This window comes from Aromatoleum aromaticum EbN1 (assembly GCF_000025965.1).
Lineage (GTDB): Bacteria > Pseudomonadota > Gammaproteobacteria > Burkholderiales > Rhodocyclaceae > Aromatoleum > Aromatoleum aromaticum.
In genome coordinates this window covers 133,728-160,650 of the sequence record NC_006513.1, presented here as the reverse complement: position 1 = coordinate 160,650, position 26,923 = coordinate 133,728, and the positions used below count along the sequence as shown (strand labels likewise).

Below are 26,923 nucleotides of genomic sequence, written 5' to 3'. Positions count from 1 at the left end.
CGTGGCCTGTCGACGTCAATTATCCTGGCCGGTGGAAGCGAGGCATGAGGGGTTCAGCCTTTCGGTTTCGAGGTTGTGGGTTTGCGTTGCTCAGAAGGGGCGAGCCCCTTCTGAGCAACGCGGCGGCGGAAGCTCTCGACGTTCATCTCGAAGATCGTGGCGTGATGTACAAGACGATCGACTGCGGCCAGCGTCATGGCCGGTTCGGCAAAGACGTGGTCCCAGCCGGAGAATGGCTGGTTGGCCGTGATGGCCAAACTCTTTCGCTCGTAGCGTTCGGCGATGAGTTCGAACAGCACCGAGGTCTCGCCCTGGTCGCGGCGGACATAGCTGAAGTCGTCACAGATCAGCAGATCGAAGCGGTCGAGCCTGGCCAGTTCGGCCGGCAGCCGCAGATCGCGCCGAGCCGCCTGCAACCGCTGCACCAGATCGCTCGTGCGGGTGAAGAGCACGCGGTATCCGCGTTCGACGAGCGCGTGGCCCAGGCCGGCGATCAAGTGTGTCTTGCCGACACCTGGCGGACCGAACAGCAGGATGTTGGCGCCTTGCTCGAGCCAGCTGTCGCCCTCGGCGAGCGCAGTGACGTGAGCCTTGGAGACCGTCGGCACGGCAGCGAAGTCGAACGCCGACAGCCGCTTGTCGGGCGGCAAGGCCGACTCGGCCCGATGGCGATCGATACGGCGCCGCTCGCGCTCATTCATTTCGTGCTCGCACAGTGCCGCCAGAAACCGCTCGGCAGGCCAACCCTCGCGGTTGGACTGCTCGGCCAGGGCCGGCCACAGACGCTTGATGGTGGGCAAGCGCAGTTCGGTGAGCATCATCGGCAGCGTGGCGGCCTCGAGCGCGCTCATGCCGCCACCGCGAACAAGTCGTCGTAGGCCGACAGCGTCGGCAACGACACGGTGACCACCGGCATCGGTGTCTCGCGCGGTGCGAAGCGCTCCGCCAGCGTGTCCAGATCGGGCACGGCGTCCGCCTGCAGCACCTCGCCGAGCACCTGTGCCAGTTGCGCTTCACAGGCACCGCGTGCGGCCAGATCGAGCAGGCCGACCATGAGCTTGCACGCCTGGCGCTCGGGTAGTTTCTCGACGAGCCGCTCCCAGGTCTGCCGGTACTCTGTGCGGGGGAACATCTCGTCGCGCAGCGCCCAGCGGGCGAAGGCGCCGGGCTTGCGCTTGAGCGCGGGCAACAGGTGGCGGTAGTCGATCTGCTTGCCGCGTGGTTTTCCCGCCGGCACCGTCCCACGCACGCTCTCGAACACGGACACTCCGCCGAGCCAGCCTTCCAGGCGCTCCGGGTAGAGACGGAACTGGAGCCGGTGGCCGATCAGGCGCGAGGGCACGCTGTAGAGCACGCGCCGGATGCTGACCGTACCGAACTTGGTCACGCGTGCCTCGATCTCCTCGTACTCGCTGGTGCGGCGAATCGGCAGCGCCTTGAGTTGGCTGCGCTCCTCGGTCAGCTGCGTCTGGATGCGTCGGTTCAGCCGTGCAACGACATCGGCGACGACGCGTTGGTAGTCGGCGACCGTGGCAAAGTCGCGATGCCCGCGCAGCAGCAATGCCTGATCGAGCGCGCCCTTGAGACTGCCCTGGCGCGATTCGATCGCGCCGTTCTCGTGCGACTGCCCAAGATTGTTCCGCGTCGGACGCATGCCATAGTGCCGGCACAGGTCTGCATAGCGGCGCGTGAGCGTTTCCGCTTCGGCCAGGTTGTTGAAGGCGGCCGACAGGCTGTCGGTGCGGTGCTCTTCGGGCACGCCGCTCAGGGCCCACAAGGCATTCTGCAGCCCCTGCGCCAGCGCGGCGAAGCTCTCGCCGCCGCACACGAGCTCGGCATGGCGCCAGCCTGAGTAGGCGAGCGCGAACTGGTACAGGCGATGCTCGAAGTGCTCGCCGGCGATCGAGACATTCAGTTCGTTGCACACGGTGAAGTCGGACAGTGCCAGCCGCCCGGGCGGGTTGGACTGGGCGAAGAAGACCTCCTTCTCCTGACCATGCTCGGCCCGCCACAGGCGAATCCGCCGCTGCAGCGTGCGTAGCACGCCATCGCCGAACACCTCACCGTGCCGGCGCTGCAACTCCTCGAGCAGCGTACGGCCCTGCAGCCCCGGCTCGCGCTCGAGCAGCGGTACCAGCTCTTCCTCCCACACCCCCGCCAGCGGGTCGGCACGCGTTCGCCATGTCCTCGCTCCTTCTTGCGACGGCAGTCCGTCGGCCTGCTCGATGCGCCGTGCCGAGCGTACGCTGATGCCCATCCGGGCCGCGGCGATCTGCTGCGTCGCCTGCCTTCTTGCTTCCTTGTATTTGCGCACTTGTTCGTCCGTGATCTTCCTGCCGGGCACTGAGCGTCTCCCAACGTCTCTCGTCAGAAGAGCACTCTATCCCTCGCTTCCGGACCTTCCCGGCTACAGATCCAACCGGCCAAGATAGTTGTCGTCGACCGGCCAGGCTAATTGTCACCGACCACGTCGGCCCGCATCCACAAAAAACTGTCCATGAAGCACGATTTGATAGCGGCGTTTGCCTGAGCCGAAGCTCGCTTCATACGTTTGAGTGCCTTCCTCAGTCGGTAAGAAGACGGCCCAGCGCAGCTGCAAGTGCGCAACATCACCATCGGCATGCGCAATCATCACCGCGCCTTCTGCCTCCGACGTATCCGACACCTGCTCACGCGCACCGCTGGCATTCTGGCGCATAGTTTTCGGCCAGGTGTCCAGCCGCTGCAATTGCTGGAAGGGGGCGCTGGCTGGCTGCGCGACCTGTCTGACATAGAACCTGAGCTGCTCCCCGCGAGAACGCGTTTCTTGAACAATGCCGGTTGCCTTCATCGCGCGCGATTTGTGATCAACGCGTCGGGAATCGGCATCCAGTGCCAGCTTCAGTTTGAACCCATCTGCGTTCTGGTTGCCCGCAAACTCGACGGACTCCAAGGATTTCAGCAGGGGCAAGATCGACGCAATCCTTCCGGGCAGCGAAGGTTCGTGCAGAAAAGAGAGTTCCTGAGAGGCATCATCGCCCGGAAATTTTTCGATGATCGCACCGTAGGAATTTCCATTTCTCGGCGGCACGTGTTGCCGCATTCGGAGTGGAATCCACAACATCAAGTAGCTGTTAGCCGGTTGGCCCTGATGCTGCTCACCTACGATGGTGTGCAAACGATCGAAATCCTCGGCAGCGACTTGCTCCCACCGATTCTGGAAGAGGTCTTCTTCCTGCGGGTCGAACCAGGGGTTAAGCAGCATGCCGTGCTTGGCGTGGCCGTCAAAGGCCACATAGAAGAACGCCTCGCAAAGATGAAAGACGCTCTTCATGCCCAGACCAAATTTGCCGATGGAGCCCGATTCCCCGGCCTTATTGTTCAGACCGAAGGACTGAATGGCCCTCTTGTCGGTCTCGCTAAACTCGCCGTCGTTCAGCACCCACAGTGCGGGGCCCTGCAACAGGGGGTGTTGCGACTGCGCGCCAAAGCCAGAGTGATAGCCAAAGGCAAGACTGCGGGCTTTTGCATCGTCGGCGTTCTGAATCAGCTCCTTCAGGATCGGGAAGCCCGTCTTGTAGCGATCGCGAAGATTTGTAGCAATCAGGTTGATGTGATCTGATCTGAAGCCTGGCATTCTTGGACCCCCGCGTTCGTATCAAGGAACGATTTCTTGTTGTTTGGACAGACCCCGTATCCGAGGATACTCAGGGGCGTGGCTCATCAGGTGAGCCCGCCGATTCAGCCCGGAAACAATTCTTTCTGCGATTCGCAAGCTTCCGGTGCGGCGTCATGCTCCGAGAATAACTGCCGGGCAAGGTGCTCGCCCCCCTCCTTGCGCATCGCCTCACTCAGCTGATTCCTGAAGTTCTTGTCCTGGATCGACTCATAGGTCACATCCTTGAAGACACAACGAAGCTCCGGGTTGAACAGCCCCTTGATACCTCCGAACGTGCGATCAAGGTCGTTGGTGATCAAGCACAGCAGGTCTTCATCGGTAGGATCGTTCGTAGTCAGAAACTTGGCGTATCGCGCCGGCAGCTTTTCCTTTACTCGGGGGCTTAGCGTCTTGGCGAGGTCCGCAATCGCATTGGATATGGATTCGCCAATGGTCTGTTCGACCGCAGACTTGAACGCTTCGATCTGTTTCCGCAGCCGCATCAGCCTGGCGTCGAAATCGGGTCGACGATTGCGCATGATCACTTGGCCGAAGCGCGGCACGTTGATCAGAAAGTCGTCATAGAGTGCTTTGCGCTGTTTTTCGAGTTCCGCTTCAGACCAGGTAACTGTCTTCGGTTTTCCATCTTCGCCCGTGACCTGCTCGAGGTTGGCGTCGAAGTCCGGGATCTCAATCTTCAGCATTTGCTCGCCCTGGAGCAGGGTGAAGCTGTTCTTCAGCCTTTCCTTGAGTGCCGCGTCTTCGCCCACAAGGAGGTCGTTCGGGATGGTCACCTTCTTTGTTGAAAGTCGGTAGCCGGTCAGCTCGAGTTCTACAAACTGGATCTTCGACTCGAAAACCCGCTCGATTCGTGCAACGTCAAACCTCTTTGGTGGGATTTCCTTGAGCGCCTTTAGGGACGCGTCCACAGCAACAGGCGTGGCGGCTGTCCGCCCGACCTCGGCGAGATTCGGTGTTGCTTCGTTTTCGTGACCAGGCACTGCGCAGGCTTGCATCAAGGCTGCGGTAGAGTCGCTCCCGGCACGGATTACGACCGCGTTTGGTTTATTCGATGATGTCGAGCCCGCTTCGATCAGAAGCGGTGTCGGCGAGTACAGCATCGTCTGACCATCAGTAATCAGCAAGCCGATACGAAGACCTTCCTGCTGGCGCAGCTCCAGATGCTGCCGTGAGACAAGCGCCTGAAGCGCGCGTAATCCTTCCTCTGTGCCGTAACCCAGGCGGTATACCTCGGGGTCGAGATCGACGATCACGGTTGCGACCAGATTCGGCTGGGAATCCAGGCTGGCGGCTAAAGCCTCGACCACCGGCTTGGTGATGCCGGGCGCCACATAGACGAGCGTGCTGCTCGTTCCAGCAATCGCACTGCAAAGCACTTCGTCATTGACAACCGTGAAAGTGGAGGCGGCGTTTGTCATGCGGTTTGTTCCTGCTCAAAAAACGCCCACGCGATCCGGTAATCCTCCTCCCGGTTCGCCCGCGAAAACGGTGCCGTCCAGCGCCGTTCCTTGATGTACTTGCCGGAGGGCAGGGTGTCGTCTTCTACCCATTGCTGGACGAGGGTGCCGTCGGGGACCTGGGGTTCGCCGTTCTTGTAGAGATCTTCCCAGCCAAACTGGCCTTCGCGCGCGATGCCGTCGGGGGTGGTGATACGGCAATTGGGGTCTCTGCGGGCGGCTTTGCGGGGGAGCCCGACACCGGGGAGCCCCTTACTGTTGGTAAACACGATGCGACCGTGGATGTCGTACCAGGTGTCGCGCTCGTACTGCTGCATCACTGGGAATTGCACACGGTAGATCAGTAACAGTTCGTCTAAGGTCAGGCCGAGCGCCTGGGCGACGAGCACGTCGATTTCCACCAGCGCCATGCGGCGGGCGTAGTCGGTGCGCAGCGCGCAGTGGCGCTGCCAGTCGAGGGTAAGGCGGGCGAAGAAGTCTCGCGATAGACGTGGGTTATCGGCCTGGCTCCAGCGCTGGAGCCTGAAGGTGGAGTCGAAGACTTCCGACCAGAAAGGGGCGTAGTGTATGGTCAGGCAGTTAAGGGCGAGACATCGGGAGATGAAGTCCGGCGTACAGTTAAGCCATGGTAGCTTGAGCCCATCTCGTTATACACAACTCCGCACCGCCGGCACGCCGATCTGAATAATCGTTGACCTTCAATGACTTACACGAAGTGCTTGTAAACCCATATAAAAACGCGTCTACTTTTGCAATTTGGGTGACCTGTTGGCGACGAAGAGCTGGGTGGTGGAGGAGTTTGCGGGGATGGCGCTGGGCGACGAGAGACTGAACAAGCGGGCGAAGGTGCTGATGGAGCGGTTGTCGGCGAAGCCGACGGCGGGCATTCCGATGGCGTGCCGGGGCTGGGGCGAGACGGTTGGCGCGTACCGCTTCCTGGGCAACGACGAGGTCGACTGGCAGGCGATCCTGGCGCCGCATTGGGAGCGCACCCGCAGCCGCATGCGTGCCCATCCGGTGGTGTTGTGCCTGCAGGACACGACCGAGCTGGACTTCAACGGGCAGGGCATCGCGGGTCTGGGGCGGCTGAACTACGAGGCGCGCCGCGGCATGTACCTGCACCCGACCTATGCGGTGACGCCCGAGCGCGAACCGCTGGGCGTGCTCGATGCGTGGATGTGGGCGCGCGAGGATGTCGATGAACCAGGCGAGCGCACCAGCATCAAGGAGAGCGCGCGCTGGCCCGAAGGCTACGAGCGGGTCGCGGAGTTGGCCACGGGGATGGCGACCACCCGCCTGGTGTATGTAGCCGACCGCGAAGCGGATCTGATGGAAATGATGCTGCGCGCCCAGACGCTGGGCACGCCGGCCGACTGGCTGGTGCGGGCCAAGCACAACCGTTGCTTGCCAGAGGGCGCGAAGCTGTGGTCGCACACCTGCGCAGGCGAGCCGCTGGGCGAGATCGTGTTCACGATGGGCTCGCGCCACGGCCAGAAGGCGCGCGAGGTGCGCCAGCAACTGTGGGCCCGACGGGTCAGCCTGCCTGCGGGCAAGGCGGGCACGGTATCGGCCACCTGCATCGTGGCGCGCGAGATCGGCGCGCCGGCCGGCACCAAGCCCGTGGAGTGGCGCCTGCTCACCAACCGGGAAGCTGCGACGGCTGCCGACGTGGTCGAGCTGATCGACTGGTATCGGGCGCGCTGGGAGATCGAGACTTTCTTTCACGTGCTCAAGAACGGCTGTCGGATCGAAGCGCTGCAACTGTCCGCCATCGAGCGCCTGGAGCGCGCGCTGGCGTTGTTCATGGTCGTCGCCTGGCGCATCGCGCATCTGATGCGCACCGGCCGAACCTGCCCCGAGCTGGATGCCACGCTCTTCTTCGACCCCGACGAGATCCGCGGCGCGTATCTGCTCACGAAGAAGAAACCGCCCGCCACCCCGCCCACCATCAACGAAGTGCTGCGCCTGATCGCCACCCTCGGCGGCTTCCTGGCGCGCAAGGGCGACGGCGAGCCGGGTGTGAAGACCATCTGGCTGGGCTTGCAGCGCGTCATGGATGCCGCCGCCACCATACAGGCGCTACGCGATGAGGCGGCCTGAGTTGTGTATAACGACATGGCTTGAGCCAGGTGGAATATAGTCCAGTACGGCCAGACGTCTTGATGAAGAAGTCCCCGATAATCGACTGGCAGACAACTGCAGCGGCAGCAAGCGCTCCGTGATCAAGAAATGCGGAAGATATTACCGAGTGAACATGCGCGTGTCCTGTTGGTGTTATCGCACAAAGTAACGCCCGTTCATTGCTAGGCTGAAACATGTTTCGAAACGTCAGGCGGAAGAAATCGGTAATCGGCCGCGGTGCCGAGCCATCAGACGATAAACTGATAATCGGAGGTGTTCGGCGCAGATACTCATCACGGTTGGCCATGGGAACGTAGTTTGTCCGAGGCAGATAGTCGTCTGGTATTTTTTCGAGATCGATGATGTCGTAATGTTTGTTCGCTGTGCAAATTTTACGTGGGGTCTTGTTGATCGGATTTGCTAGATAAAAATGTGGCCCGGATACTATCCAATCGGATGGAGTGGACGCGAAGCCATCAGAGTCAGGTGGGCGACGGACGATGGTGCCATCCTTTTGCTGCATGGTTTCGTGCCACATTTCAGTCGAAGTGCATTCCGCTCCTAGATCGATCAAACGACGGGGGTAAGAGGCAATCTTAGCTAGAACACTTTCGAACTGCCGAGCGTGAAGTGCCGGAAGCCGAGCGCGGAATGAGGGTGTGCCGGGTTCGTCGTATAAGTCTGCAAATACTTTCAGCGCTTCGTTGTCGACGGTGACGACACGGTCCTTATGACCAGAAACATTCCATTCATCCTTCTCGTTCTTAAATCCGCCAATTGTTCCTGAGCCGTCGTGTGCATAGATTGCATCGACAGTCGTCGGAATGAACAAATTTGCGATGTGATCAAATCTCGGCGAATGAGTAGTTGCTCCATATATATTTATGCCAAATCGAGTGCGATTGTGTACTTCTGCAAAGAGGTGAGCCTCATTTGAAAACTGAAAATGCTCGCGCAGTCGTGTGTAAACAGCCTCCCGCAGCCCACCGCCTTTTGGATCGTCGTAAGTTCCTTCGGGATGCAAGTAGGCCGAAACGCCGCGTTCGCCCGCAAGTTTCCAGCCCACCGGCAGAAAGCACTTGTACAGGTTGGTTTGTACGCCCTTGAGTAGCGGATAGTTCTGCACCGCATTCAGGAAAGCCTGCGTTGCCTCGGCCTCTTCCAACTCGGTGGTCCATGCCGCCTGCAGGCCGGGTAGCGCATCGAAGGCTTCCGCGCGCAATTTGGCCAATTCGCTGGCCGACAGCTTGCGAATCGCAAACATCGGGTTGGCCTCGCCCAGCACGCCGGCTTCCTGCCATTCCACCTTCAGCCAGGGTGGGTTACCCAGCACCAAATCGAAACCCCCTTGCCGGGCAAAGACGTCGGCAAAGGCCAGTTCCCAATGCATGAAGCGGCGCTCCCTGACGATGGCTTCCACGTGGCGGATGCGTGGGAAGTGTTCGCGCAACTTGCTGATGCGTAATTGGCCGTACTTGTCGTGCAGGTTGGGGCCTTGGGCCGGAACGGACAGTTCCGGCTGCACCGCGCCGAACAGGTCTGGCGCCACTTCCGGCAGCAGGACCTGCGGCTCGGCCGGGGCCGAGAAATCCAGCCCGCCCTGCGGCGTCAAGTCGATGATGTTGCCTTCAAGAATGGCACCGACTTCCATCCACCATTGCTCACGGCTAGGCAGGGTGGCGGACTGGGTGATAGGCCAGAACCACAATGCGCACCAGTAATCCATGACCAGCTTGAGGCGCCGGTAAGGGGTGGCGAGCTGGCCGTCTTCGTTGAGCAGGCCCTGTTTGCGGATGGCTTCCTTGTGCGCGCGGGAGCTGCACGAGGGGGGGCTTTCACCCGCTTCGACGCTGGCCGGCCATACCGGCAGTGGGTCCTCGGTGCGGGCGCGGTCTTCCGCCAATTGCCGGGTGTGCTCGCCCCACAGGCGGTCGATGGCTGCCGACAACTGCTGCAGGCGGCACAGTTCGTGGTCTTCCAGCGGCTTGCAGAACGCCTTGCGCCAGTCCTTGAGGCGTGCGAAATCTTCCGGGTAGAGTGCCTTGGCCACCTTGTCGCCATAGTCGGCCATGCTCGGATCAGGCAACAGGAAGTGGTAGATCTCGTCTGGCGCTCGGTGGCCAGGTTCTGCGGCGAGTACCGCATCGGCAGGGGAGGCTTTAGCTAGTCGCAGCGCATCCGGGCTGGCAGCGTCGCCAGCGGAAGCTGGCCGCGAGGCGAGGCTTTGTGGGTCGAGGCGACGGGGGGGCTCGTCAAACCAGGCGGGCTTGGCACGGGGGCGCAAGCTGGTTGCGCGATAAACCTCGCGGCGGGCGCCGATGAGGCTGTTGCCGCAGAAAAGCTGGTAGCCGAACCACGGTACACGCGCGGCACGCGGCGGCTGGCCGTCGCTGCCTTCTTCGCCATAAATGGCGTTGAGCCACAGGCTGACTTCGGCGAGCTCGGTGGCGACCGGGTTCAAGTCGACGCCGAACACGTTGCGGTCGGCCAGGTACATGCGCACCTTTTGCAGTTCGGTGGCATAAGTGTCGTGCGGGATGCGGCGGCCGAGTTCGAGCTGTTTGCGTTCCAGGTAGGCTTCGGCGAGCTGGCTGACGGCCTCGTTCAGGAACGCCGCGCTGCCCATCGCGGGCTCGACCACTTTGAGCTTGAGGATGTCGTCGGCGGTCTTGTCGGCGAGCAGTTCCTTGAGCGCGTACTTGACCAGGCAACGGGTGAGTACCTGCGGGGTGTAGTAGCTGGCGCTCTTCTGGCGGTCGCGGCCAGCAAGGCGGTAGATGAAGGTGTCGCGCGGATATTTGCGCAGCACCTTGTGGCCGTGCTCGTCCACGTCGTGCACCCGTTCTGCGGGTTCGTATTCATGGATGCGGCTGGCGGGTACGAACCAGGCGGAATCGAGCATGTCGGTGCTGCCACCGCCGGTGCCAGCGGCGGGCTCGTCGCCGTCGCTGCCGTCGTCGTCATCTTCGTCTTCGCTTGTGCTGCTCGCCGCTTTCTTTGGCTTCGGCTGCACTTCGTATAAGTCTTCTTGGGCGAAAAAGCCGCGGTAGGACAAGAGCGCTTCGTACACCGCACCCAACTGGTTGATGGACAGCAGCTGGTAGCTGACGCGGCCCTTCTTTTTGCCCTTGCCGCCCGAGAGCGACATCAGGCGAATGACTCGTTGCCACACATGGTTGGGGAACACCACCTGGTTGAGCAGCGGGGTGGCGTCGGGGTCGAAGAGCTTGCTGTCGAGCGGGGCCAGCGCAAAGGCTTCTTTGACGCTGCCGGCGATGAGGTGAGGTTGGCTGGTGATGCCGCAACCCTGGGCGATGAGGCTGAACAGGCGGCGCAGGGTGGCGTCGAAGTAGCGGCCGTCGCGCGCGGCGGGGGTGTTAAGGGCGGTGAGTTCGAGGTCGCGCAGGGATTCGAGGCTGTAGCCCTTGGCGTAAATCTCGCTCTTCTGAATGGGCACGTAGCCGAGCTCGGGGCGCGCTTCGATGTAGAACATGAAGAGCAGGCGGTAGACCATGCGCAAGGCTTCGAGACTGAGCTCGCCGGCGTCGACTGCATCCTTGCCGGAATAGAAACCCTGTTTTGCGTCCTGCGCCTTCTGGCGCAGTTGCCGCACGGCCTCGTTGCCGAGCAGTTCAATGGCTTCGCGCAGCGCGTACTTGAGATCCTCGGAAACGCCGTAGGCATGCTTGTGAGCGTTTTCGTCGAGGCCGTCGAGTAGGCTTGCGCCGGTCTGTGGGGCGAGGCTGTCGCGGTGGAGCAGGGCGGCGGTGGCCTGCAGGGTGAGGTTGTCCTTCCGGTCGAGGATCTCGCTCCAGTCGAAACGCAGCAGGCGGTTGTTGGGCCACTTGTAGCGGTCGAGCAGCAGCCATTCCTTGTAGCCAATCAGGATGACGTAGCGCGGCGGGGCGTCGGTGCCGAGCAGCGCCTCGGACACGATCTCGAGCCAGGTCAGGCCCTTGAGCGACTTCGGCACTTCGGCAACATCGTGGTTGGCAGTGTAGTGGGCGGAGGACAGGGCGTGCTCGAGCGGGTCGTCGTCCTCGCGACCGGGCTGGTAGGCGGGGACGATGACGAGCTGGGGTGCCTTGTGGGCCTCACCATAACTGGCCCACACCGGAATCGGCATGCCCGCTTGCAGCTCAAGCGTCTGTGCCTTGAGCGTGTAGCCGAGGGCCTCGAACAGCGGGGCGTGGAGCTGGGCGTGAGCCTTGAGGCGCTCGGCATCGTCGCGCAGGCGTTGATGGCCGGCGAGTGCGGCGAACCACTTGCTACCCAGACCGCCAAGCCGCCTGTGCGGGGCGCGGGAGTCGGCAGACTTCTCTTCGGCAGCGTCTTCGGCCGCCTGCCAGGTCTCGATCAGGGCGCGGATGTCGCCCTTGAACACTTCGGCCAGATAGTGGTGGCCGTAGAATTCGTTTTCGTTGGCGATACCGGCAAAGCTTTGTACGGCTTCGGCGACGGGCATGGTGAGGCTCCTGCTTCAGTTCTGTGGCGCGTGCAGCGGATCGGCGGACTGACGTGGCTCAACGGGTGACGGCGGCCAGCACCTGGATAAAGGGCTGCGGCTCGGTGGTCATCGTGTCTTCCACCCACTGGCGGTATTCGTCGAACACCTTGCGGATTTGCTGGGTACGCTGTTCGCGGCGTGATTTCTTGAACTGCTCGGCCTGTTGGTTGGCGGCGAGGCGCAATTCGAGCTGCTCGAATTGCCGTCCTTGCAGTCGTTCGAGGTCGGCGAGGGTGCCGGCGAGGCGTTGCTGCATGTCGGCGGAGAAGCTCTTCTGCTGGGTGATCAGATGCCGCTTCATCGTGTCGACCGCGCCAGGTAAGACAGCTTGCAGCGGTGTGGTTTCGATGCTTTGGCCCCGATTAGGCAGGGTGCCGGCCTTGAGGGCGGAGCGGGCGACAAAGTCGGGGAAGGGCTGCAAGGTCCAGCCGCCTGCGTTACCTGCATGCCCGATGGCGACCTGCCATTCCACCAGCAGGGGCTGGCCTTTACGGTTTGGAATGAGGCCCATCAGGATAAAAGCGTGCTCGCCGTCGGCGAGTTGCGGGCACTGGATGACCGGGGCGCAATGACGGCCGAAGGCGGTGAGCACGCGGTCGGCAAGCCAGTCCATGATCGGGTGTTGTGGCCACAGGTAGTGCAGGGCGGGCCAGCTTTCTTCCTCGGCGTTTGCCTGGCGGGCTTCTTCGATGGCTTGCGCCATGCGAGCCGTGTGGGCACACAGGGTGTAGCGGTGGTTCGCGTCGCGCACCTCGGTGGGGAGCGTAAGGCGAAGCCGTTCCTGCAGATCGAGCGGGGCGGTGAGGGTGACGGTCTGACCGGTGTCATCGGTGCTGAATTGCGCGAGCGGCGTGGGCTGCGAAAGCTGATGCAGCGCGGTTTTGGCGAACAGGTAGTCGCTGCTGAGCGGGGGCTTGCTGGTGCCCTTGGCATCTGTACCGAACAGCGTGAGGCCGGCGCGGATGTGAGCGGTGCTGGGTTCGGGTGCTGCGACGACGGAATCAGGCCCTTCGGGGTTGGCGAAGAGGTCGAGCAGCCAGTCGCCTTCGTCCTCGCTGGTGGTGGGTTGTTCGGCATCGAGCGTCGCTTCGAACACTTCGGGCGTGGTGCCTTCGGCCATTATTTCCGCGACCTTTTCGGCTTCCTTCTCAGGGTCGTAGATATGAAGAAAGGATGCGGGGTCGCCGAGGTTGCGGTTGGCCTGTTCGTCTTTCTCTTGCAGGATCTCGAGGATGCGCAAGTCGCCCTTCACCCGCTGGATGCGCGTTTCGGTAAACAAATAGATGATTTGCGGCTGGTGGGTCTGACCGTAGCGGTCCACCCGGCCGTTGCGCTGCTGAAAGACCATCAGCGACCAGGGCAGGTCGAAGTGCACCAGGCGGTGGCAGAAGTAATGCAGGTTCAGACCTTCGGAGGCGACGTCCGAGCACAGCAGCAGCCGGATCGGGTCCTCCTTGCGGCCAAAGCGCTCGACGATGCTTTGCTGCTCGGTGTCAGTCATGCCACCGTGGAGGATCTCGATCTGGTTCGGTTTGAGCTTGGTGGCAGTCGGAAGGTGCTCGGCGAGCCAGCACAGGGTTTCGATGCGCTCGGAGAAAATCACCAGACGATCGTTGGGGGCGCTTGGCTGCCAGGCGAAGTCTGCACTGTTGAGATGGCGCACGAGGCGCTGAAATTTGCTGAAGCTTGCGGCGTCAATGCGGCGCAGTGCGTTGGCGAAGTCTTGCAGGGCAGCGACCTCGACTTCCTCGTCGCCAGTGATGTTGTCCTTGTTTTTTAGCAGCTCGATGCGGCGCAGAGTCGAGTCAAGGGCCGCGGCGGGGCTGGAGAAGATCGCTTTTTGCATGCCCACGCGTTGCAGTTCTTGCTGCCGGCCGGCTTTGGCTTGTCCGCGTTGGGTAAAGGGAATCGCGAGCAGTGCCATATAGGCAAACTCTTCGTCTTGGCTGGCGTCCTGCTGCAGGCGCACAGTGACGCGGTCCTGGAAATCGGCGCTGACTTGGTCGCGGATGTCCTTCTTGAAGCGGCGCATCACCAGCCCCTTGTTGCGAAAATCTTCCGGGGTGTAGTCGTCGGGGTCGGAGATCGCGGTCGGGTCGAGCAGGCTCATCAGCGAGGCGAAGCTGCGCGCAGAGCCGTCGTGCGGCGTGGCCGAGAGCAGGATCATGGTGTCCGAACGTCCTGCGAGCATGCGGGCAAGACGGGCGCGGCGCGACATGCCGTCTTCCGACGCGCGGGCGGCGACGTTGTGGCATTCGTCGATGATGATGATGTCCCACCAGGCGTTCTCGAGGTAGTTCCGGTACTCGAGATTGCCCTTGAGGGTATCGATGGAGATGATGCTGCGGTCGTAATAGTTGAAGGGGTTGTGGTTGCTTGGAATGGTGTTGCGTACCCGTTGCAGACCGACCGAGTCGAGCCGCACAAGCGGGATCGAGAAGCGGCTCCAGAACTCCTTCTGAAACTGGGTGAGCATGCTCTTTAGCGTGACGACAAGGATGCGGTCGCCGCGTCCACGCTGGATCAGCTCGGTGGTGAGAATACCGGCTTCGAGCGTTTTGCCCAGTCCCACCGCATCGGCGATCAGGATGCGCTGGCGCGGTTGTTTGAGCGCCTGCAAAGCTGGGTCGAGCTGGTAGGGCACCAGATTCATTACGGCGCGGTGACCGAGGTGGATCTTGTCGTCGTTGGGCGTACTGCGGCGCAGTTGCGCTTCAAGGTAGAGAAAGGTGCTGTTGAAATGCGAGCTGGTGTCGGCGACGAGTTCGGTCCGGGCCGGGTCGAGTACCTTGATGTCATCTTCGAGTGCAGTGAGGAACAGGGCAGAGCGGCCGCGTACGAGTTCGGAGACGCCGTCACAGTTGAGTAGATGGCCACCATCACTTGAGGGGTCGACACGACGGACCAGCCATTCTTCATCGCGGATGACGACGCGGGCACCGGGGGCGTAGGGCAGCATTCTTGGTTCTATTCCTGATTGAGCGTGGCGGTAAGCGGCGCAGGGGGCTCAGCCAGCACGATTTGCTGGTCGGCAGGCGAGCGGGCACTGGCGTTGGTATCGAGCCCAAGACGTTTGAGCGTGTAGTAGAGCAGGGCCTTGCGAGTGCGCAGTTCGGCCACGCCGTTGACCATGCCGTAGTCGAGCTCGATACCTTTGCGCTGTGCGGCGGTAAGGCCTGGGTGAGGCGCAATTTTTAGTGAGAATAATTGCTGCCAGTCGGCGTCGGCGGAGGCGAGCGCGGGTTGGTCATCGACCGGCAGATGGTTTCGAATGTCGAGAACCCGCGCAATGACGAAGTCTTTGAACACACCGTCGATGAAGCAGAACCCGCGGACATGCCAGCGAAAGCCATCCCATGCCAACGAATGCGGCGCAAAGCGGCGCCACATTGGTTCGGGGCGGGAGAGTGACTGGTAGAGGATCTCCGCCGATTGACATTGCTGTAAGAGGCCGACAATAGTTCGTAATCGATCGGGCTCTATGCTGCGTGCAGGGGCGACGGCCAGGGCGATGTCGGGCATCCAGCCGAGAAAGGTGTCGTCGGTCTGCGTGATGCCTTCGCCAACGGAACGGATCTGGGCGAGGTACCGCGCGCCATCCGGCTTAAAGTAGATCGGGATAAAGCTTTGCGTCGGGCGGTAAGTGCGACCCGAGCCGTCATATGCCATGTTGCCTGGGGCCAGCTCGAGGTATCGGTTCAAATCGTTCGATGCCTGAACGACCGACACATCGAACTTTTCAACGATGTCCGAGCGATTGACGTGCCCTTCCCAATAAAGCCGGAACTCAATGAAGCTGAGTCGGCCTTCGATCGCATAACGGTTGATGCTCTTGCCCATTTAGCAAGCCGACCTACAGAGGTGTGCGGAACAACCGTGACAGCCAGCACGAATGGAAGGGAAAAGAAACTTTACCTATAGAATCTTTGCCGGTAATCGGGAGCAAGTCAAGGGTGTGGGATACGCGGATGTCTTGAAGCAGGCAGCTTGAGTGAGCATGCGGGGCGAATGCGGTCCACTTTAACGGATTGACGCGGGGCGACTCGCCCGTCGAGTCTAAAGGCATACAGGGTCAAAGCGCGTGACCCGGTTCATACAGGCCATAGCATTCGCGTCAGTCAAGCATCGGAACAGCGCCAAAGGATGCCGCGATGTCCCCGTACAGCAATCATCCCGTGGCGGTCGCCCACGTTCTCTCAAACGAAGGGAATGTCGAGGACAAGCGGGTGTTAAAGCGGATGCCGATCACTGTAAGGCATAGCCGCAGTGTGCGAACCAGCCGCGGGCATCGGCGGCGCTCACCGTGTCGAGAACCCGTTTGAGGGCCTCATCCAGGGCTTCGCGCGTCCGCGCCTTGGCGGCCCGCAAGGCAGTCTTGAGTTTCGACCAGCACGGTTCGATGGGGGACCAATCCGGGGAATAGGGCGGCAGATAAAGCAGGTCGGCCTGGGCGCCCTCGATCGTTTCGCGAATGCCTTTGACCTTGTGAGCGCTCAGGTTGTCCATGACGACAATATCACCGGGCGCGAGTGCCGGTACCAGCACTTGATCGACATAAGCTCGAAACACTGCAGCGTCGGTCGGGCCCTCAACAGTCATGACAGCGTCGATGCCTCGACAGGACACAGCGCCAAGCAGGGTGACATTGCGACCGTGGTTCTTCGGCACCGCATCGGGCACCCGCTCTCCCCGCAGGGCACGACCGTAATGACGAGTCATCGCAATGTTCACGCCCGACTCATCGATGAAGCGCAATCGTGACGGCGGATGTTGGGCCATTTCCTCCCGGTAGGCCGCGCGCGCTTCAATTACCGAGTCGGCGTCACGTTCCGTCGCATGGAGCGTCTTTTTTTTCGCGACAGTTGCATCTGCTTGAGCACCCGACACAGTCGGGGCAAACCGATATGAATGTCCAATTCGCTCTTCAGGCGCTGCGCCAACTCGTCCAGCGTCAGATCGGGCTGCGCGTGCAGCCACTGCGCCAGGCGCTGGCGCGCGACTTCATCCAGACGCGATCGCTTTCCGCCAGCGTGCGGCTTTGGCGCCACGGTGCCGGTGCTTCGCAGCCGCATGAAAAGCTTCTCGACAAACGAGATACTGACGCCAAAAAGCTCGGCTACTTGGCGCTGTGAACCCACCCCGCGCTCGTATGCATCGACCACTTTCTGGCGCAAATCAACTGAGTAAGGTGCCATGGCCAGACGACCACGCCGGCAGCACTTTGGTTCCTTCTACGCAAAGCAAAACCGCTTTAATCGCTGCGATCCCGCATGACACATACCGTGCTGTCAGCGGTTGTTCGGGGCACCACCGCCAGCGGGATGCGGGCCGAGGTCGGCGGCTGATTTCGAATCGGTTTCGATAGAGTGCTCCCGGCTTGGTGAGATCATCGGCTCGTCGCTGCGTTCTGTGAGATGAACGTCAGTAGCGCCCATACTGCCGATGTTCTGAGCAAGAGCAAGGCAATCTCCCGCAGTTCGGTCTTATGTAGATCCGTCTTGCCCGATTGGTGTGGTGGCTGTCGCCGTCAGGTAGTCGATCCTTCGCATGACGCTTCGCTGAAATACGCATCCGAAAACGCTGTCGGAGACAAGGTTCTGCCGAGCAGGTAACCCTGCACGACGTCGCAGCCCATATCACGCACGAGCGCGCACTGCGTCTGCGTCTCGACGCCTTCGACGATGACTTCGAGATCCAGTTTGTGCGCGAGCGAGACGATCCCGCGAACGATCGCGGCGTCCACACCGACTTCGGCGAGGTCGGTGACGAAGCTGCGGTCGATCTTGAGGATGTCGACGGGCAGGTGCTTCAGGTAGCTGAGCGAAGCGTAGCCGGTGCCGAAGTCGTCGATCGCGAGGCGAACACCCAGGCGCTTGAGATGGTGCAGATTGTCGATCGCAGCGCTTTCAGGATCCAGCCACACGCTTTCGGTGATCTCGACGACGAGGTCGTCGGCCTGCAGGCCGAAGCGCTCGAGCGCGGCGGCGACCCTGTCGGTGATGTCCCTATCCTGCAACTGGTCAGCGGAAAAATTGACGGCGACCCGCAAAGAGTGGCCGGCGTCGCGCCACGCCTTCAGCTGTGCGCACGCGCTGTCGAGTACCCACGCGCCGATCGGCCCGATGAGACCAACTTCCTCGGCGAGCGGGATGAACGTGTCCGGGCCGATCAGGCCGTGCGACGGGTGCTGCCAGCGCACCAGCGCCTCGACCGCGACCATGCGGCCAGACGCCGCCTCCATCTCGGGCTGGTAATGGAGCACGAGCTCGCTGTGCTCGAGGGCGTGGTGCAGATCGCTTTCGAGCCGCAGGTGCGCGCGGGCGCTCCCCTCCATTGCAGCTTCATAGAACGCGCGTCGCTGGCTTGAGCGCTTCGCGCGGTACATTGCGGCCTCCGCATGGCGGAGCAGGGCGCCGGCGTCCTCGCCGTCGCTTGGATGGACAGCGATTCCGATGCTGGCCCTGACGAAGATCTCGTGGCCGTCGAGCACATAGGGCTTTGCGAGCTCGGTCGTGATCGTTCGAGCGACCGATGCGACGGTGGGAGCGGAGACATTTTGGAGCATGACGGCAAACTTGTCGCCGCCGAGGCGCGCGACGCAGGCGCCGGTACCGACCGCACGCACGAGTCGACGACTGGCTGCTCGCAGCAAGCGGTCGCCCAGTTCGTGACCGAGGGTGTCGTTGACAAACTTGAAGCGGTCGAGTTCGAGCAACAGCACTGCAAGCGCCGGTAAAGGGTTCCGGGTGGGTGCGAGCCGGGCCTGCAACATCGTTTCGAAGCGGGTCCGGTTCGGCAGACCGGTGAGCGTATCGGTGCAGGCGAGGTGGCGGACATGGCGCTCGGCGCGGCTCGTTTCGAGGGTGCGGCGCACACGATGCACGACGACGTGGGGGTGCAGGGGTTCAATGACGTAGTCGCTCGCACCAACGGCGAAGGCGCGCTCGATCTGCCGGTCGTCGAGTGACGTAATCATGATTACCGGCAGTTCCCCGCACTGCGGCAGTTCCCTGAGCCGCCTGCAGGTAGTGAAGCCGTCGATGCAGGGGGGCACCGCGTCGAGTAGCAGGAGGTGGGGGCGTATGCGCGCGATGCGCCCGATCACCGATGGACCGCTGTCGGCCTCGTCGACGACAAAGCCGTTCAGTTCCAGGGCATCGCGCAGCGCTGCGCGTTTTCTGTGGTCGTCGTGGACGATGAGCACGTGCGCACTCGTCAGATCCTTCGGTTCATCCGCATCGTTACTCTGGTTGCCGTCGAGCAGCGCACCTGTCAGGCCGCCCGGATCGTTGGTGTCCTCACGGGGAAGCTTGGCTCTCGTATGCATGGCATCTCTCCATCGTGTCTTTCTCTGCTCGTTTGCTGATGACCTGCTGGCTTGGCCCTTTGGGCCTTTTGGCGCCGAATGTCGAAGCCGCGACGCAGCCCGAGGGCGACCGAGAGCGCCGACTGCAAGGAGGACGTACACTGCGGGCGGCAAGCGGTCCGCATTCATGCGTCGAAACGATGAGGCGCCGACGGGAGGAGCAACGTGTTCAGGGTTGCTCACGGCGAACTCGGCCCAGCAACAGCCGATGACGATGCAACGGTTCGCAACGCGCAACAAATGGCGAGTGCCGAGAGCGATGAGGTTGAGCGGCGCAGTGCGCGACTCAACGAAAGCAAGACGGCTGCGAGAAGGACGGGCAGCAGGGCGATTGGGGCAGCCCTGAGCCGATGGAAAGAGCAAAGTGTCGTTGCGACGGCTCAAAATGTACGCCCGAGCAACCTCCTCTGCAAGCGCTTCGCGGCATCTCGGCTAGCAGCGCCCAGTGGGGTTTTCTGTTGCCGGAGAACGCTGCGGCCGGGGCGAATGGCTCCGGCCCGCTCATGGATGATCGATCGCCTTGCAGCCGTCTTGATTGGCTGCCTGTCGGCGCGGTGCGACTCGGGGAGCATGAAGCGACGCACGAGCGAGGTGCGCCGTTCGGAAGGGGCTTGTCCCTCGCGCTGTAGTCAGTTCCCCCGGCCAGACTGTCCAGGAGGCAAAGGGCAAGGTATCGATGACGGGGCGGCGTGAGAAGGACGCCGGCGTAACCGCTCGTTCGAGTGGAGACAAGCCGCGATCCCGGCCGCGCTATCTGCCGAGGAGAAGTCCCGAGACGATGTCTGCGTCGAGAGGTGTGGGAACACCGGGCCCCAGGCCCGAAGGCCGTTCCGGTTGCAGGGGCTGACCGGATGCCGCGCGAGCCCGTGGCAAGCGCTCCTTCAAAGCTTAGTCGTGCCCAACTGCCAGCGCAATTCAGGCAAGCGAAACGAGGAACCGGAACTGTTCGAGCCGCCTCAAGAACGGGCACCCGCGACGATTCTCGCGTCCGTCGGCCGGTGGCGGTGTCGACGTGGAGGGCTTCAGCGACCATCTGCCGATTACCTTCACGATTCGGGAGGGATAAGGCGGTGCGCCCCATCCGGCCGACGAGGATATTATGATGTCGTCCAACAAGGCTCGCCAGGACGGGTTCCCGCGGACCCTTCGTCGCGCAGCCTGATCGGCAGCCATGCGAGAGTTCATCAGCGGTACCGCCCGCGGCGATGAGAAGGTAGGCATCTCCACCGGGCAAACGAGGCGTTGCTCGTCGTTGACGCGGCGGGACCAGTATCCGGATAAGTTGCGTCGACATGGCTCCCGTTTGCCGATGCCCGCGAACGGGGCGTGCTGGATGTCGCGAATCAGCGGGTTGATGCGAGGGGCTGCGTTGAAATCAACGTCCCCGGCAGTTTCCTGCCGGGGTAGGTTTTGGCGTAACTTCGAACGTTGCGGCCGGAATCATCTCGGGGTTATACGAGAACATCCTGCTGCGTCAGGAGTGAGTTAGCGGTAAGACTGGGAACTGATGTCCCCTGGCTCACAACGGTCGTCGGCCTTCGCTAATAGGCGGGCCATCCTACGAGGAGGACATCGGCGTTCGTCCGGAGCCAGGCCTCCGCAAGTGCAGAGGGCATCCGGAAAAGAAAAACCCGCCTCGCGGCGGGTTCATCTTCATTGCCGTCACCTCAATCCCGGGAATCGAAGCGACGTCAAATAACGTTGGTTGCGGGGGCAGGATTTGAACCTGCGACCTTCGGGTTATGAGCCCGACGAGCTGCCAGACTGCTCCACCCCGCGTCGGAGAAACAGAACTATAGTCGATATCACGGGTGCCGTCAATGAATTTTGGGGAAAATTCCGAGACAGGCTGCGCCCCGGCCACAAGGAACGGACGGGCGAGGCTATGCTGTCGGCGGGTCGGGTTTGTAGTACCGGAACTGTGTTTTCGGGAATCCCGGCATTCCTCCGTCAGGGATTCGGCGGTGTACCGGAACCCGGACCTGTTCGAGATTTCAAGGAATCAACCTCATGGCAATGACGCGGTCGCTCGAAGTGAAAGGCCAACTGGTCGCCGGCGGCAAGGAGCCGTTGATCTGCGCGCCGCTCGTCGGCAGGGACGAAGCAGCGGTGCTGCGCGAGCTGGAGGTGATCGTCGCGAAGCGGCCCGATCTCCTCGAGTGGCGAGTGGACTTCTATTCCGGCATTTCCGACGTCGAACGTGTCGTCGAGCTCGCGAAGGAGATCCGCAGGAGTTCCGCCGGCATTCCGGTCATCTTCACGCGCCGCTCGACGCGCGAAGGCGGCGAGCCGATTGGCCTCTCCGAGGACGAGGTGCTGTCGATGTACCGGGCCGTTGCCCGTTCGGGTGCGGTCGACTTCCTCGACTACGAGTTGAGCAGCCAGCCGGAGCATTTCGAGCAGGCCGTCGCGCTTGCCCGCGAGACCGACACGAAGCTCATCGCGTCGTTCCACGACTTCGGGAAGACACCGCCCGTCGACGAGATCGTCGCGAAGCTCGTCGCGATGGAGGAGGCGGGCGCCGACATCGCCAAGGTCGCGGTGATGCCGCAGGGGCTCGAGGATGTGCTGACGCTGCTGCAGGCGACCCTGGAAGCGCAGAAGAAGATTCGGCTTCCGGTCATCAGCATGTCGATGGGCGCCTATGGCTCGCTGAGCCGCCTGTTCGGCTGGGTGTTCGGCTCGTCGGTGAGCTTCGCCGTCGGCCAGCAGGCGTCCGCGCCCGGCCAGGTGCCGATCGAAGACCTGAGGACGGTGCTCGAAGTCCTGCAGCGCTCGCTCAAGGGCGAATAAGCCTGGCCGCGCGGAGCGGCTTTCCGCGCGTACAGGTCGGGATGGCCTGCCGGATTTTCAGTCGGCCTGCCGCGTTTCGAGCAGCTTGACCAGGCTGTGCAGGACGCGGTTGACCGGCGTCGCAATACCGGACGCTTCGCCCTTGCGCAGCACGTAGCCGTTGAGATGCTCGATCTCGCTGCGCTTGCCGCGCGCGAGGTCCTGCGCGGTGGAGGAGAACTGCGTCGGCATCGTGCGCGCGATTTGCTGCACCGCGTCCCATGAATCCCCGGGCACCTTCACGCCTTCGGCCTGCGCGACCGCAAGGCACTCCCGCACGATATCGCGCATCACGTCTTCGACTCCTTCGCCGCGCACGAGGCGACCGTAGGGCAGTTGCGTGATCGCGGACAGCGCGTTGTATGCGCAGTTGAGGATCAGCTTGGCCCACAACGCGCCCATCACGTTGTCCGAGATCTGCACCGGCACGCCGGCCTCGGCGAACAGCTTCGCCAACGACTCGCTCGCGGCCGACGGGCCGATCACGAGTTCGCCGCGTCCATGGTGTCTGACGTGGCCCGGCCCGGCCATTTCGGTCGCGACATAGACGACTGCGGGGGCTACCTCGCGTCCGAGCAGCGCCTGCAGCCGCGACGCGTTGTCGACGCCGTTTTGCAGGCTCAGCAGCATCGCACCCGGTGCAAGATGCGGCGCCATTTCCGCCGCTGCATCGATGGTATCCGTCGACTTTACGCAGCACAGCACGAGTTGCGCCCCCTGCACGGCGCCTGCGTCGGTGCTCGCCCGTAGCGGCACGTGGGCCTGGAAAGTCTGCGTATCGAGGAACAGTCCGTCGCGCTGCACTGCCTCGACATGCGGGACCCGGCCGATCAGAACCACGTCGTGGCCCGCACGGGCGAGCATTCCGCCGTAGTAGCAGCCGACCGCTCCGGCACCCATCACTGCAATATCCATCCTGCTCGCTCCAAAGTGCCGCCTCGAGTTGCGAGGCGTGTCCAGTCATGGTTGTCGTAGCCGTTCATGGTGCCGCCATCGTGCGCGAAGGCCGATCGGGGCGGGTGGGCATCCTTGCTTCGGCCAAGTCGATCCCCGATCGTGCCGGGGTATTTGAATCGCCTCGCTTGCCGCGCGACAATGACTCAACATGGTCATTTCGCGGGAGCAGTCGAGATGAGCAAGCCGGATCACGAGCGGCTCGACCGGCTCGTCGCCGAGGCGCGACGTACCAGAGAGCAGCGCGAGCAGGGGTATCGGGAGCGGGCACTGAAGATCTATCCGTGGATCTGCGGCCGCTGTGCACGCGAATTCACGCACGAGAACGTGCACCAGCTCACCGTCCATCACCGCGATCACAACCACGACCACAACCCGCCCGACGGCAGCAACTGGGAGCTGCTCTGCTTGTATTGCCACGAAGCCGAGCATTCGCGACTCCTGGATTCCGCAGGCCGTACGGGAGGGGGCGAGGGCGTATCCCCGGCCACGCACCAGCCGTTCGCGGACCTCAAATCGCTGCTCGAGGGACCTAAGTAGCGAAGTCAGGCGAGCGCCACGAAAATACGTCGCACTCGCCCATCGCTTCGATGGCGGCCGCTGTGCCAAGGGAGTGTGTGTCCGCTTCGTGTCAATCCCCGTTATCGCGGTGAACGGAATCCGGAGTCAGGTCGCCTGAATCCGGCAACAGCGTTTCGAGCCACGCGTTCGCGCTGGCCGTGGTCAGCTTGAACCCCGCATCCACGCGCAGCACAGCCAACTCCTCGCCCGTGGCATCGAACGCCGCGAGCAAGGCGTGCGGGTCGAATTCGTCCGGGACGATGTCGAGCGTGACGCTGATCCGTCCGGAAGGCGTGTTCACGGTGACTTTCTTGTGGAACATCGCGTGCCGTTGCTGTTCGTGGCGGCGCAGGACCTCCGAAGCGGTCTTGACGAGTGTGTGAAACGCGTTGACGTCGAGCGGCTTCGGGTTCTTCTTGTCGCGCCCCATCGTCCACGGTCCGACCAAGGCCGGCTCGGGTTCGCCGTCCATGATCATCTCGACAGCCCATCCTTCGTCGTCTTCGTTCTTGATGACGCGGGCGGTCCATCCGTCGTCCCGCCACAGCCGCGCTTCCTTCACGGAAGGCGGCGAGTCGTCCTCGGCCTGATCATTGATTGGATTCGATGTCATTGGCCGATTTTACGTCCTGCGGCGCTTGGGAGCGCGGTTCCCGCCGCCGCTTCGCTCAAGCCGGTCCTTCGGCCGCAGCCACCCGTGCCCGCCGCATCACCAGTTTCTCCAGCTCCGCGACGCAGAATACCAGGAGCCCGGCGCCGACGACCTTGAGCCATTCGATGACCGACAGGTCCGCCGAACCAAAAATCGCCTGCATCGCCGGAGCGTGGGTGAAGGCCAGCTGCAGCGGGATGCACGCGGCGATGGCGGCCAGCACGTAGCGGTTGCCGGTGAGTCCTTCCCGATTGGTCACCGGCGCAAAAATGTAGCGGCTGTTGACGAGGTAGAACATTTCGGCGACCACCACCGCGTTGACCGCCATCGTACGAGCGGTTTCGAGGCTCGTGCCGTGTTCCATTTCCCACAGGAACAGACCGAGTGCGCCGGTCATCATCAGGAACGAGACCATCACGACGCGCCAGATGAAAAAGCCGGAGAGGAGCGCCTCCCGGGGCGGACGGGGCATGCGCCCCATGATGTTCCGCTCCGGAGGTTCGAAAGCCAGCGCAAGACCCAGCGTGCTGGATGTGACCATGTTTATCCACAGCACCTGCGCCGGGGTCAGCGGCAGGGTCAACTCGAACAGGATCGCGGCGATCACGACCAGCGCCTCGCCGCCGTTGGTCGGCAGCATGAACAGGATGAACTTCTTCAGGTTGTCGTAGACAGCGCGACCTTCGCGCACCGCTGCGGCGATCGTCGCAAAATTGTCGTCGGTGAGCACTACGTCAGCCGCTTCCTTGGCCGCCTCGGTGCCCTTCATGCCCATCGCGACGCCGACGTCGGCGCGCTTGAGCGCCGGAGCGTCGTTCACGCCGTCGCCCGTCATCGCGACTACCTGGCCGTCGTCCTGCAGTGCCTGCACCAGGCGCAGCTTGTGCTCCGGGCTCGCACGGGCAAAAACATCCACCTCCATCGCCACGCGGCGCAGGGCAGCGTCGTCCATGATCGCAACCTCGGCGCCGGTGACCGCCGGCTTGCCGATGCCGATCGCAAGCTGTGCGCCGATCGCGCGGGCGGTTTCGGCATGGTCGCCCGTGATCATCTTGACGCGGATGCCGGCGCGGTGGCATTCGCCGACGGCGTGGATCGCCTCTTCGCGCGGGGGGTCGATGATGCCGACCAGTGCGAGCAGAGTGTAGCCGTCCTCCACGTCGGCAAAACGCAGGTGGTCTTCCGCGGGAGCGGCGCGCTTGCACGCGAGGCCGAGCAAGCGCAGCCCCTGGGCGGCGGTGTCGGTAGCCATGCGGCGCCAGTAATCGGCATCGAGCGGGCGCTCGCCGTCGTGATCGAATTGCTGGGTGCAGATGTCGAGGATGCGTTCCGGTGCTCCCTTGACGAAGATCCACGGCTCGCCGTCGGCGTCGCGGTGGTAGGTGGCCATGAAGCGGTGCTGGGATTCGAACGGGATGCTGTCGCGGCGAGGCCAGTCGGAATCCGCGACGTTCCGCGTGAAGCCGGCCTTGTCGCCGAGAACCAGCAGCGCGCCTTCGGTGGGATCCCCTTCGACCCGCCACAGGCCGTCGTCTTCGCGCAGATGCGCATCGTTGCACAGCACCGCGGCACGGATCGCCAATGACAGCGCCGGATAGCGGTCGGTGTCGATGATGTGCCCGTCGACGCTGAAATCGCCCACAGGAGCATAACCGACGCCCCCGACGTCGAACACGTGGCCCGCGCACACGACGCGCTGCACTGTCATTTCATTGCGCGTCAGGGTACCGGTCTTGTCCGAGCAGATTACCGTGACCGAGCCCAGCGTTTCGACCGCGGGCAGGCGTCGGACGATCGCGTTGCGGCGCGCCATGCGCTGCACTCCGAGTGCGAGCGTGACGGTCATGATCGCCGGCAGTCCCTCGGGAATCGCCGACGCGGCCAGCGCCACGACCATCATGAACATTTCCGAAGGGGAATGGCCGCGTCCCAGCGTGCCGAGCAGGAACGTCGCCGCCGCGATGGCGAGAATCGCGATCGCCAGGAAGCGGCCGAAACGGTCGATCTGGCGCAACAGCGGAGTGCTCAGGGCCTGGATGCCGGTAAGCAACTCATTGATCTTGCCCAGTTCGGTCGCCCCGCCCGTGCCGACGACGATGCCTTTGGCCTGGCCATAGACGACCAGCGTGCCCGAATAGGCCATGCCGTAGCGATCGCCGAGCGGCGCATCCGCCGCCACCGCTTCCGTCCCTTTTTCGACGGGCAGCGATTCGCCGGTCAGGGCCGCTTCTTCGACGCGCAGCTCATGCACCGAAACCAGGCGCAGGTCCGCTGGAACGCGATCGCCGGAACCGAGCAGCACGAGGTCGCCCGGCACGAGGTCGGCCGCGTCGATTTCGCGCCGGTGGCCGTCGCGAACCACTGTGGCATGGGGGGACAGCATCGCCCGGATGGCGTCGAGCGCGGCTTCCGCCTTGCCTTCCTGGATGAAGCCGATGATCGCGTTGATCACCACGGCCGCGAGCAGCACACCGGTATCGACCCAATGACCGAGCACGGCGGTGATCGCTGCCGCGCCCATCATCACGTAGAGCAGGATGTTGTGGAACTGCATCAGCAGACGCAGCAACGGTCCGCGGCGCTTCGGCGGGGCGAGCCGGTTCGGTCCGTATTGCGCGAGCCGGCGCCGGGCTTCGGCTTCCGGCAATCCGCCGTGAGGTGTCTGCAGGTGATGCCGGATTTCGTCCGGGCGGAGCGTGTGCCACTGGTCAGGCGCGCGTTCGAAGGACCCGGCTGTTGACCGGGCGTTCATCGGACCGACGCGGCGTGCGGACCGGGAATGTCTCGCACGTCGGTCACTGACAGGTTCTCCGGG

17 protein-coding genes, 1 tRNA gene and 1 pseudogene are annotated in these 26,923 nt (G+C 62.9%); 3 read left to right on the top strand and 16 right to left on the bottom strand.

Going from position 1 to position 26,923, the window contains the following annotated elements; all coding sequences use genetic code 11:
• Positions 1-53 precede the first annotated feature (53 nt).
• From istB to EBN1_RS00740, 5 genes are all read right to left on the bottom strand, one after another.
• Positions 54-851 (bottom strand): IS21-like element ISAZo16 family helper ATPase IstB, encoded by a 798-nt coding sequence (istB, locus tag EBN1_RS00760; protein WP_011236000.1) that lies wholly within the window; start codon positions 849-851, stop codon positions 54-56.
• Positions 848-2,344, bottom strand: coding sequence for an IS21-like element ISAZo16 family transposase (gene istA / locus EBN1_RS00755; RefSeq protein ID WP_011235999.1), 1,497 nt, complete (start codon positions 2,342-2,344; stop codon positions 848-850). The genes istB and istA overlap by 4 nt, the downstream gene beginning before the upstream one ends.
• A gap of 114 nt (positions 2,345-2,458) precedes the next feature.
• A complete protein-coding gene (locus EBN1_RS00750; protein ID WP_041645408.1) occupies positions 2,459-3,616 on the bottom strand; it encodes a sacsin N-terminal ATP-binding-like domain-containing protein in 1,158 nt (385 codons plus the stop codon).
• Between the two features lie 104 nt (positions 3,617-3,720).
• Positions 3,721-5,076 carry a hypothetical protein gene (locus EBN1_RS00745; protein WP_011235997.1) on the bottom strand — a complete coding sequence of 452 codons (1,356 nt, stop codon included), beginning with the start codon at positions 5,074-5,076 and terminating at the stop codon, positions 3,721-3,723.
• A complete protein-coding gene (locus EBN1_RS00740) occupies positions 5,073-5,525 on the bottom strand; it encodes a hypothetical protein (RefSeq protein WP_041645406.1) in 453 nt (150 codons plus the stop codon). The genes EBN1_RS00745 and EBN1_RS00740 overlap by 4 nt, the downstream gene beginning before the upstream one ends.
• A gap of 346 nt (positions 5,526-5,871) precedes the next feature.
• Between EBN1_RS00740 and EBN1_RS00735 the strand changes: the two genes are divergently transcribed.
• Complete coding sequence (locus EBN1_RS00735; RefSeq protein WP_083782911.1) at positions 5,872-7,215, top strand: IS4-like element ISAzo5 family transposase; 1,344 nt, start codon at positions 5,872-5,874, stop codon at positions 7,213-7,215.
• Here the strand turns inward: EBN1_RS00735 and EBN1_RS00730 are convergent.
• The 8 genes and pseudogenes from EBN1_RS00730 to EBN1_RS00695 form a co-directional block, all read right to left on the bottom strand.
• Positions 7,166-11,701: a DNA methyltransferase family protein gene (locus EBN1_RS00730; RefSeq protein WP_011235995.1), complete on the bottom strand. Its 4,536-nt coding sequence runs from the start codon at positions 11,699-11,701 to the stop codon at positions 7,166-7,168. The two genes, EBN1_RS00735 and EBN1_RS00730, sit on opposite strands and share 50 nt — an antisense overlap.
• A 58-nt stretch (positions 11,702-11,759) precedes the next feature.
• Complete coding sequence (locus EBN1_RS00725; protein ID WP_011235994.1) at positions 11,760-14,702, bottom strand: DEAD/DEAH box helicase; 2,943 nt, start codon at positions 14,700-14,702, stop codon at positions 11,760-11,762.
• A gap of 8 nt (positions 14,703-14,710) precedes the next feature.
• The gene (locus EBN1_RS00720) at positions 14,711-15,583 is read right to left on the bottom strand and encodes a BrxR family helix-turn-helix transcriptional regulator (protein ID WP_011235993.1); all 873 of its coding nucleotides are present in this window, start codon (positions 15,581-15,583) and stop codon (positions 14,711-14,713) included.
• A gap of 405 nt (positions 15,584-15,988) precedes the next feature.
• Positions 15,989-16,630, bottom strand: a complete 642-nt coding sequence (locus tag EBN1_RS00715) for an IS630 family transposase (protein WP_157866549.1) — start codon at positions 16,628-16,630, stop codon at positions 15,989-15,991.
• Positions 16,552-16,938 (bottom strand): helix-turn-helix domain-containing protein, encoded by a 387-nt coding sequence (locus EBN1_RS00710; RefSeq protein WP_083782916.1) that lies wholly within the window; start codon positions 16,936-16,938, stop codon positions 16,552-16,554. Before EBN1_RS00710 ends, EBN1_RS00715 begins: the two co-directional genes overlap by 79 nt.
• A gap of 332 nt (positions 16,939-17,270) precedes the next feature.
• Complete coding sequence (locus tag EBN1_RS00705) at positions 17,271-19,070, bottom strand: putative bifunctional diguanylate cyclase/phosphodiesterase (RefSeq protein ID WP_011235989.1); 1,800 nt, start codon at positions 19,068-19,070, stop codon at positions 17,271-17,273.
• A gap of 954 nt (positions 19,071-20,024) precedes the next feature.
• Positions 20,025-20,468 (bottom strand): annotated as a pseudogene (locus EBN1_RS23035) (type II toxin-antitoxin system YoeB family toxin); the annotation flags it as partial.
• 343 nt (positions 20,469-20,811) lie between these two features.
• Positions 20,812-20,888, bottom strand: a tRNA-Met gene (locus EBN1_RS00695).
• Positions 20,889-21,119: 231 nt separating this feature from the next.
• Between EBN1_RS00695 and aroD the strand changes: the two genes are divergently transcribed.
• Complete coding sequence (aroD, locus tag EBN1_RS00690; RefSeq protein ID WP_011235987.1) at positions 21,120-21,902, top strand: type I 3-dehydroquinate dehydratase; 783 nt, start codon at positions 21,120-21,122, stop codon at positions 21,900-21,902.
• A 57-nt stretch (positions 21,903-21,959) separates the two neighbouring features.
• On the opposite strand, the gene EBN1_RS00685 is transcribed toward aroD, so the two are convergent.
• Complete coding sequence (locus EBN1_RS00685; RefSeq protein ID WP_011235986.1) at positions 21,960-22,856, bottom strand: ketopantoate reductase family protein; 897 nt, start codon at positions 22,854-22,856, stop codon at positions 21,960-21,962.
• Positions 22,857-23,072: 216 nt separating this feature from the next.
• Here EBN1_RS00685 and EBN1_RS00680 point away from each other — a divergent pair, with 216 nt between their 5' ends.
• A complete protein-coding gene (locus EBN1_RS00680) occupies positions 23,073-23,435 on the top strand; it encodes a YajD family HNH nuclease (protein ID WP_041645400.1) in 363 nt (120 codons plus the stop codon).
• 91 nt (positions 23,436-23,526) lie between these two features.
• On the opposite strand, the gene EBN1_RS00675 is transcribed toward EBN1_RS00680, so the two are convergent.
• Positions 23,527-24,069, bottom strand: coding sequence for a hypothetical protein (locus tag EBN1_RS00675; RefSeq protein WP_011235984.1), 543 nt, complete (start codon positions 24,067-24,069; stop codon positions 23,527-23,529).
• A gap of 55 nt (positions 24,070-24,124) precedes the next feature.
• Positions 24,125-26,860, bottom strand: a complete 2,736-nt coding sequence (locus EBN1_RS00670) for a cation-transporting P-type ATPase (protein ID WP_011235983.1) — start codon at positions 26,858-26,860, stop codon at positions 24,125-24,127.
• Positions 26,861-26,923 lie beyond the last annotated feature (63 nt).

Excerpts from the sequence above, each read along its gene's own strand:
- EBN1_RS00705 (WP_011235989.1), bottom strand. The coding sequence starts at position 19,070 with ATGCATACGAGAGCCAAGCTTCCCCGTGAGGACACCAACGATCCGGGC.
- EBN1_RS00730 (WP_011235995.1), bottom strand. The coding sequence starts at position 11,701 with ATGCCCGTCGCCGAAGCCGTACAAAGCTTTGCCGGTATCGCCAACGAA.
- EBN1_RS00680 (WP_041645400.1), top strand. The coding sequence starts at position 23,073 with ATGAGCAAGCCGGATCACGAGCGGCTCGACCGGCTCGTCGCCGAGGCG.
- EBN1_RS00670 (WP_011235983.1), bottom strand. The coding sequence starts at position 26,860 with ATGAACGCCCGGTCAACAGCCGGGTCCTTCGAACGCGCGCCTGACCAG.
- EBN1_RS00740 (WP_041645406.1), bottom strand. The coding sequence starts at position 5,525 with ATGGCGCTGGTGGAAATCGACGTGCTCGTCGCCCAGGCGCTCGGCCTG.
- EBN1_RS00685 (WP_011235986.1), bottom strand. The coding sequence starts at position 22,856 with ATGGATATTGCAGTGATGGGTGCCGGAGCGGTCGGCTGCTACTACGGC.
- aroD (WP_011235987.1), top strand. The coding sequence starts at position 21,120 with ATGGCAATGACGCGGTCGCTCGAAGTGAAAGGCCAACTGGTCGCCGGC.
- EBN1_RS00725 (WP_011235994.1), bottom strand. The coding sequence starts at position 14,702 with ATGCTGCCCTACGCCCCCGGTGCCCGCGTCGTCATCCGCGATGAAGAA.
- EBN1_RS00745 (WP_011235997.1), bottom strand. The coding sequence starts at position 5,076 with ATGACAAACGCCGCCTCCACTTTCACGGTTGTCAATGACGAAGTGCTT.
- EBN1_RS00720 (WP_011235993.1), bottom strand. The coding sequence starts at position 15,583 with ATGGGCAAGAGCATCAACCGTTATGCGATCGAAGGCCGACTCAGCTTC.
- istB (WP_011236000.1), bottom strand. The coding sequence starts at position 851 with ATGAGCGCGCTCGAGGCCGCCACGCTGCCGATGATGCTCACCGAACTG.
- EBN1_RS00675 (WP_011235984.1), bottom strand. The coding sequence starts at position 24,069 with ATGACATCGAATCCAATCAATGATCAGGCCGAGGACGACTCGCCGCCT.
- EBN1_RS00710 (WP_083782916.1), bottom strand. The coding sequence starts at position 16,938 with ATGGCACCTTACTCAGTTGATTTGCGCCAGAAAGTGGTCGATGCATAC.
- EBN1_RS00750 (WP_041645408.1), bottom strand. The coding sequence starts at position 3,616 with ATGCCAGGCTTCAGATCAGATCACATCAACCTGATTGCTACAAATCTT.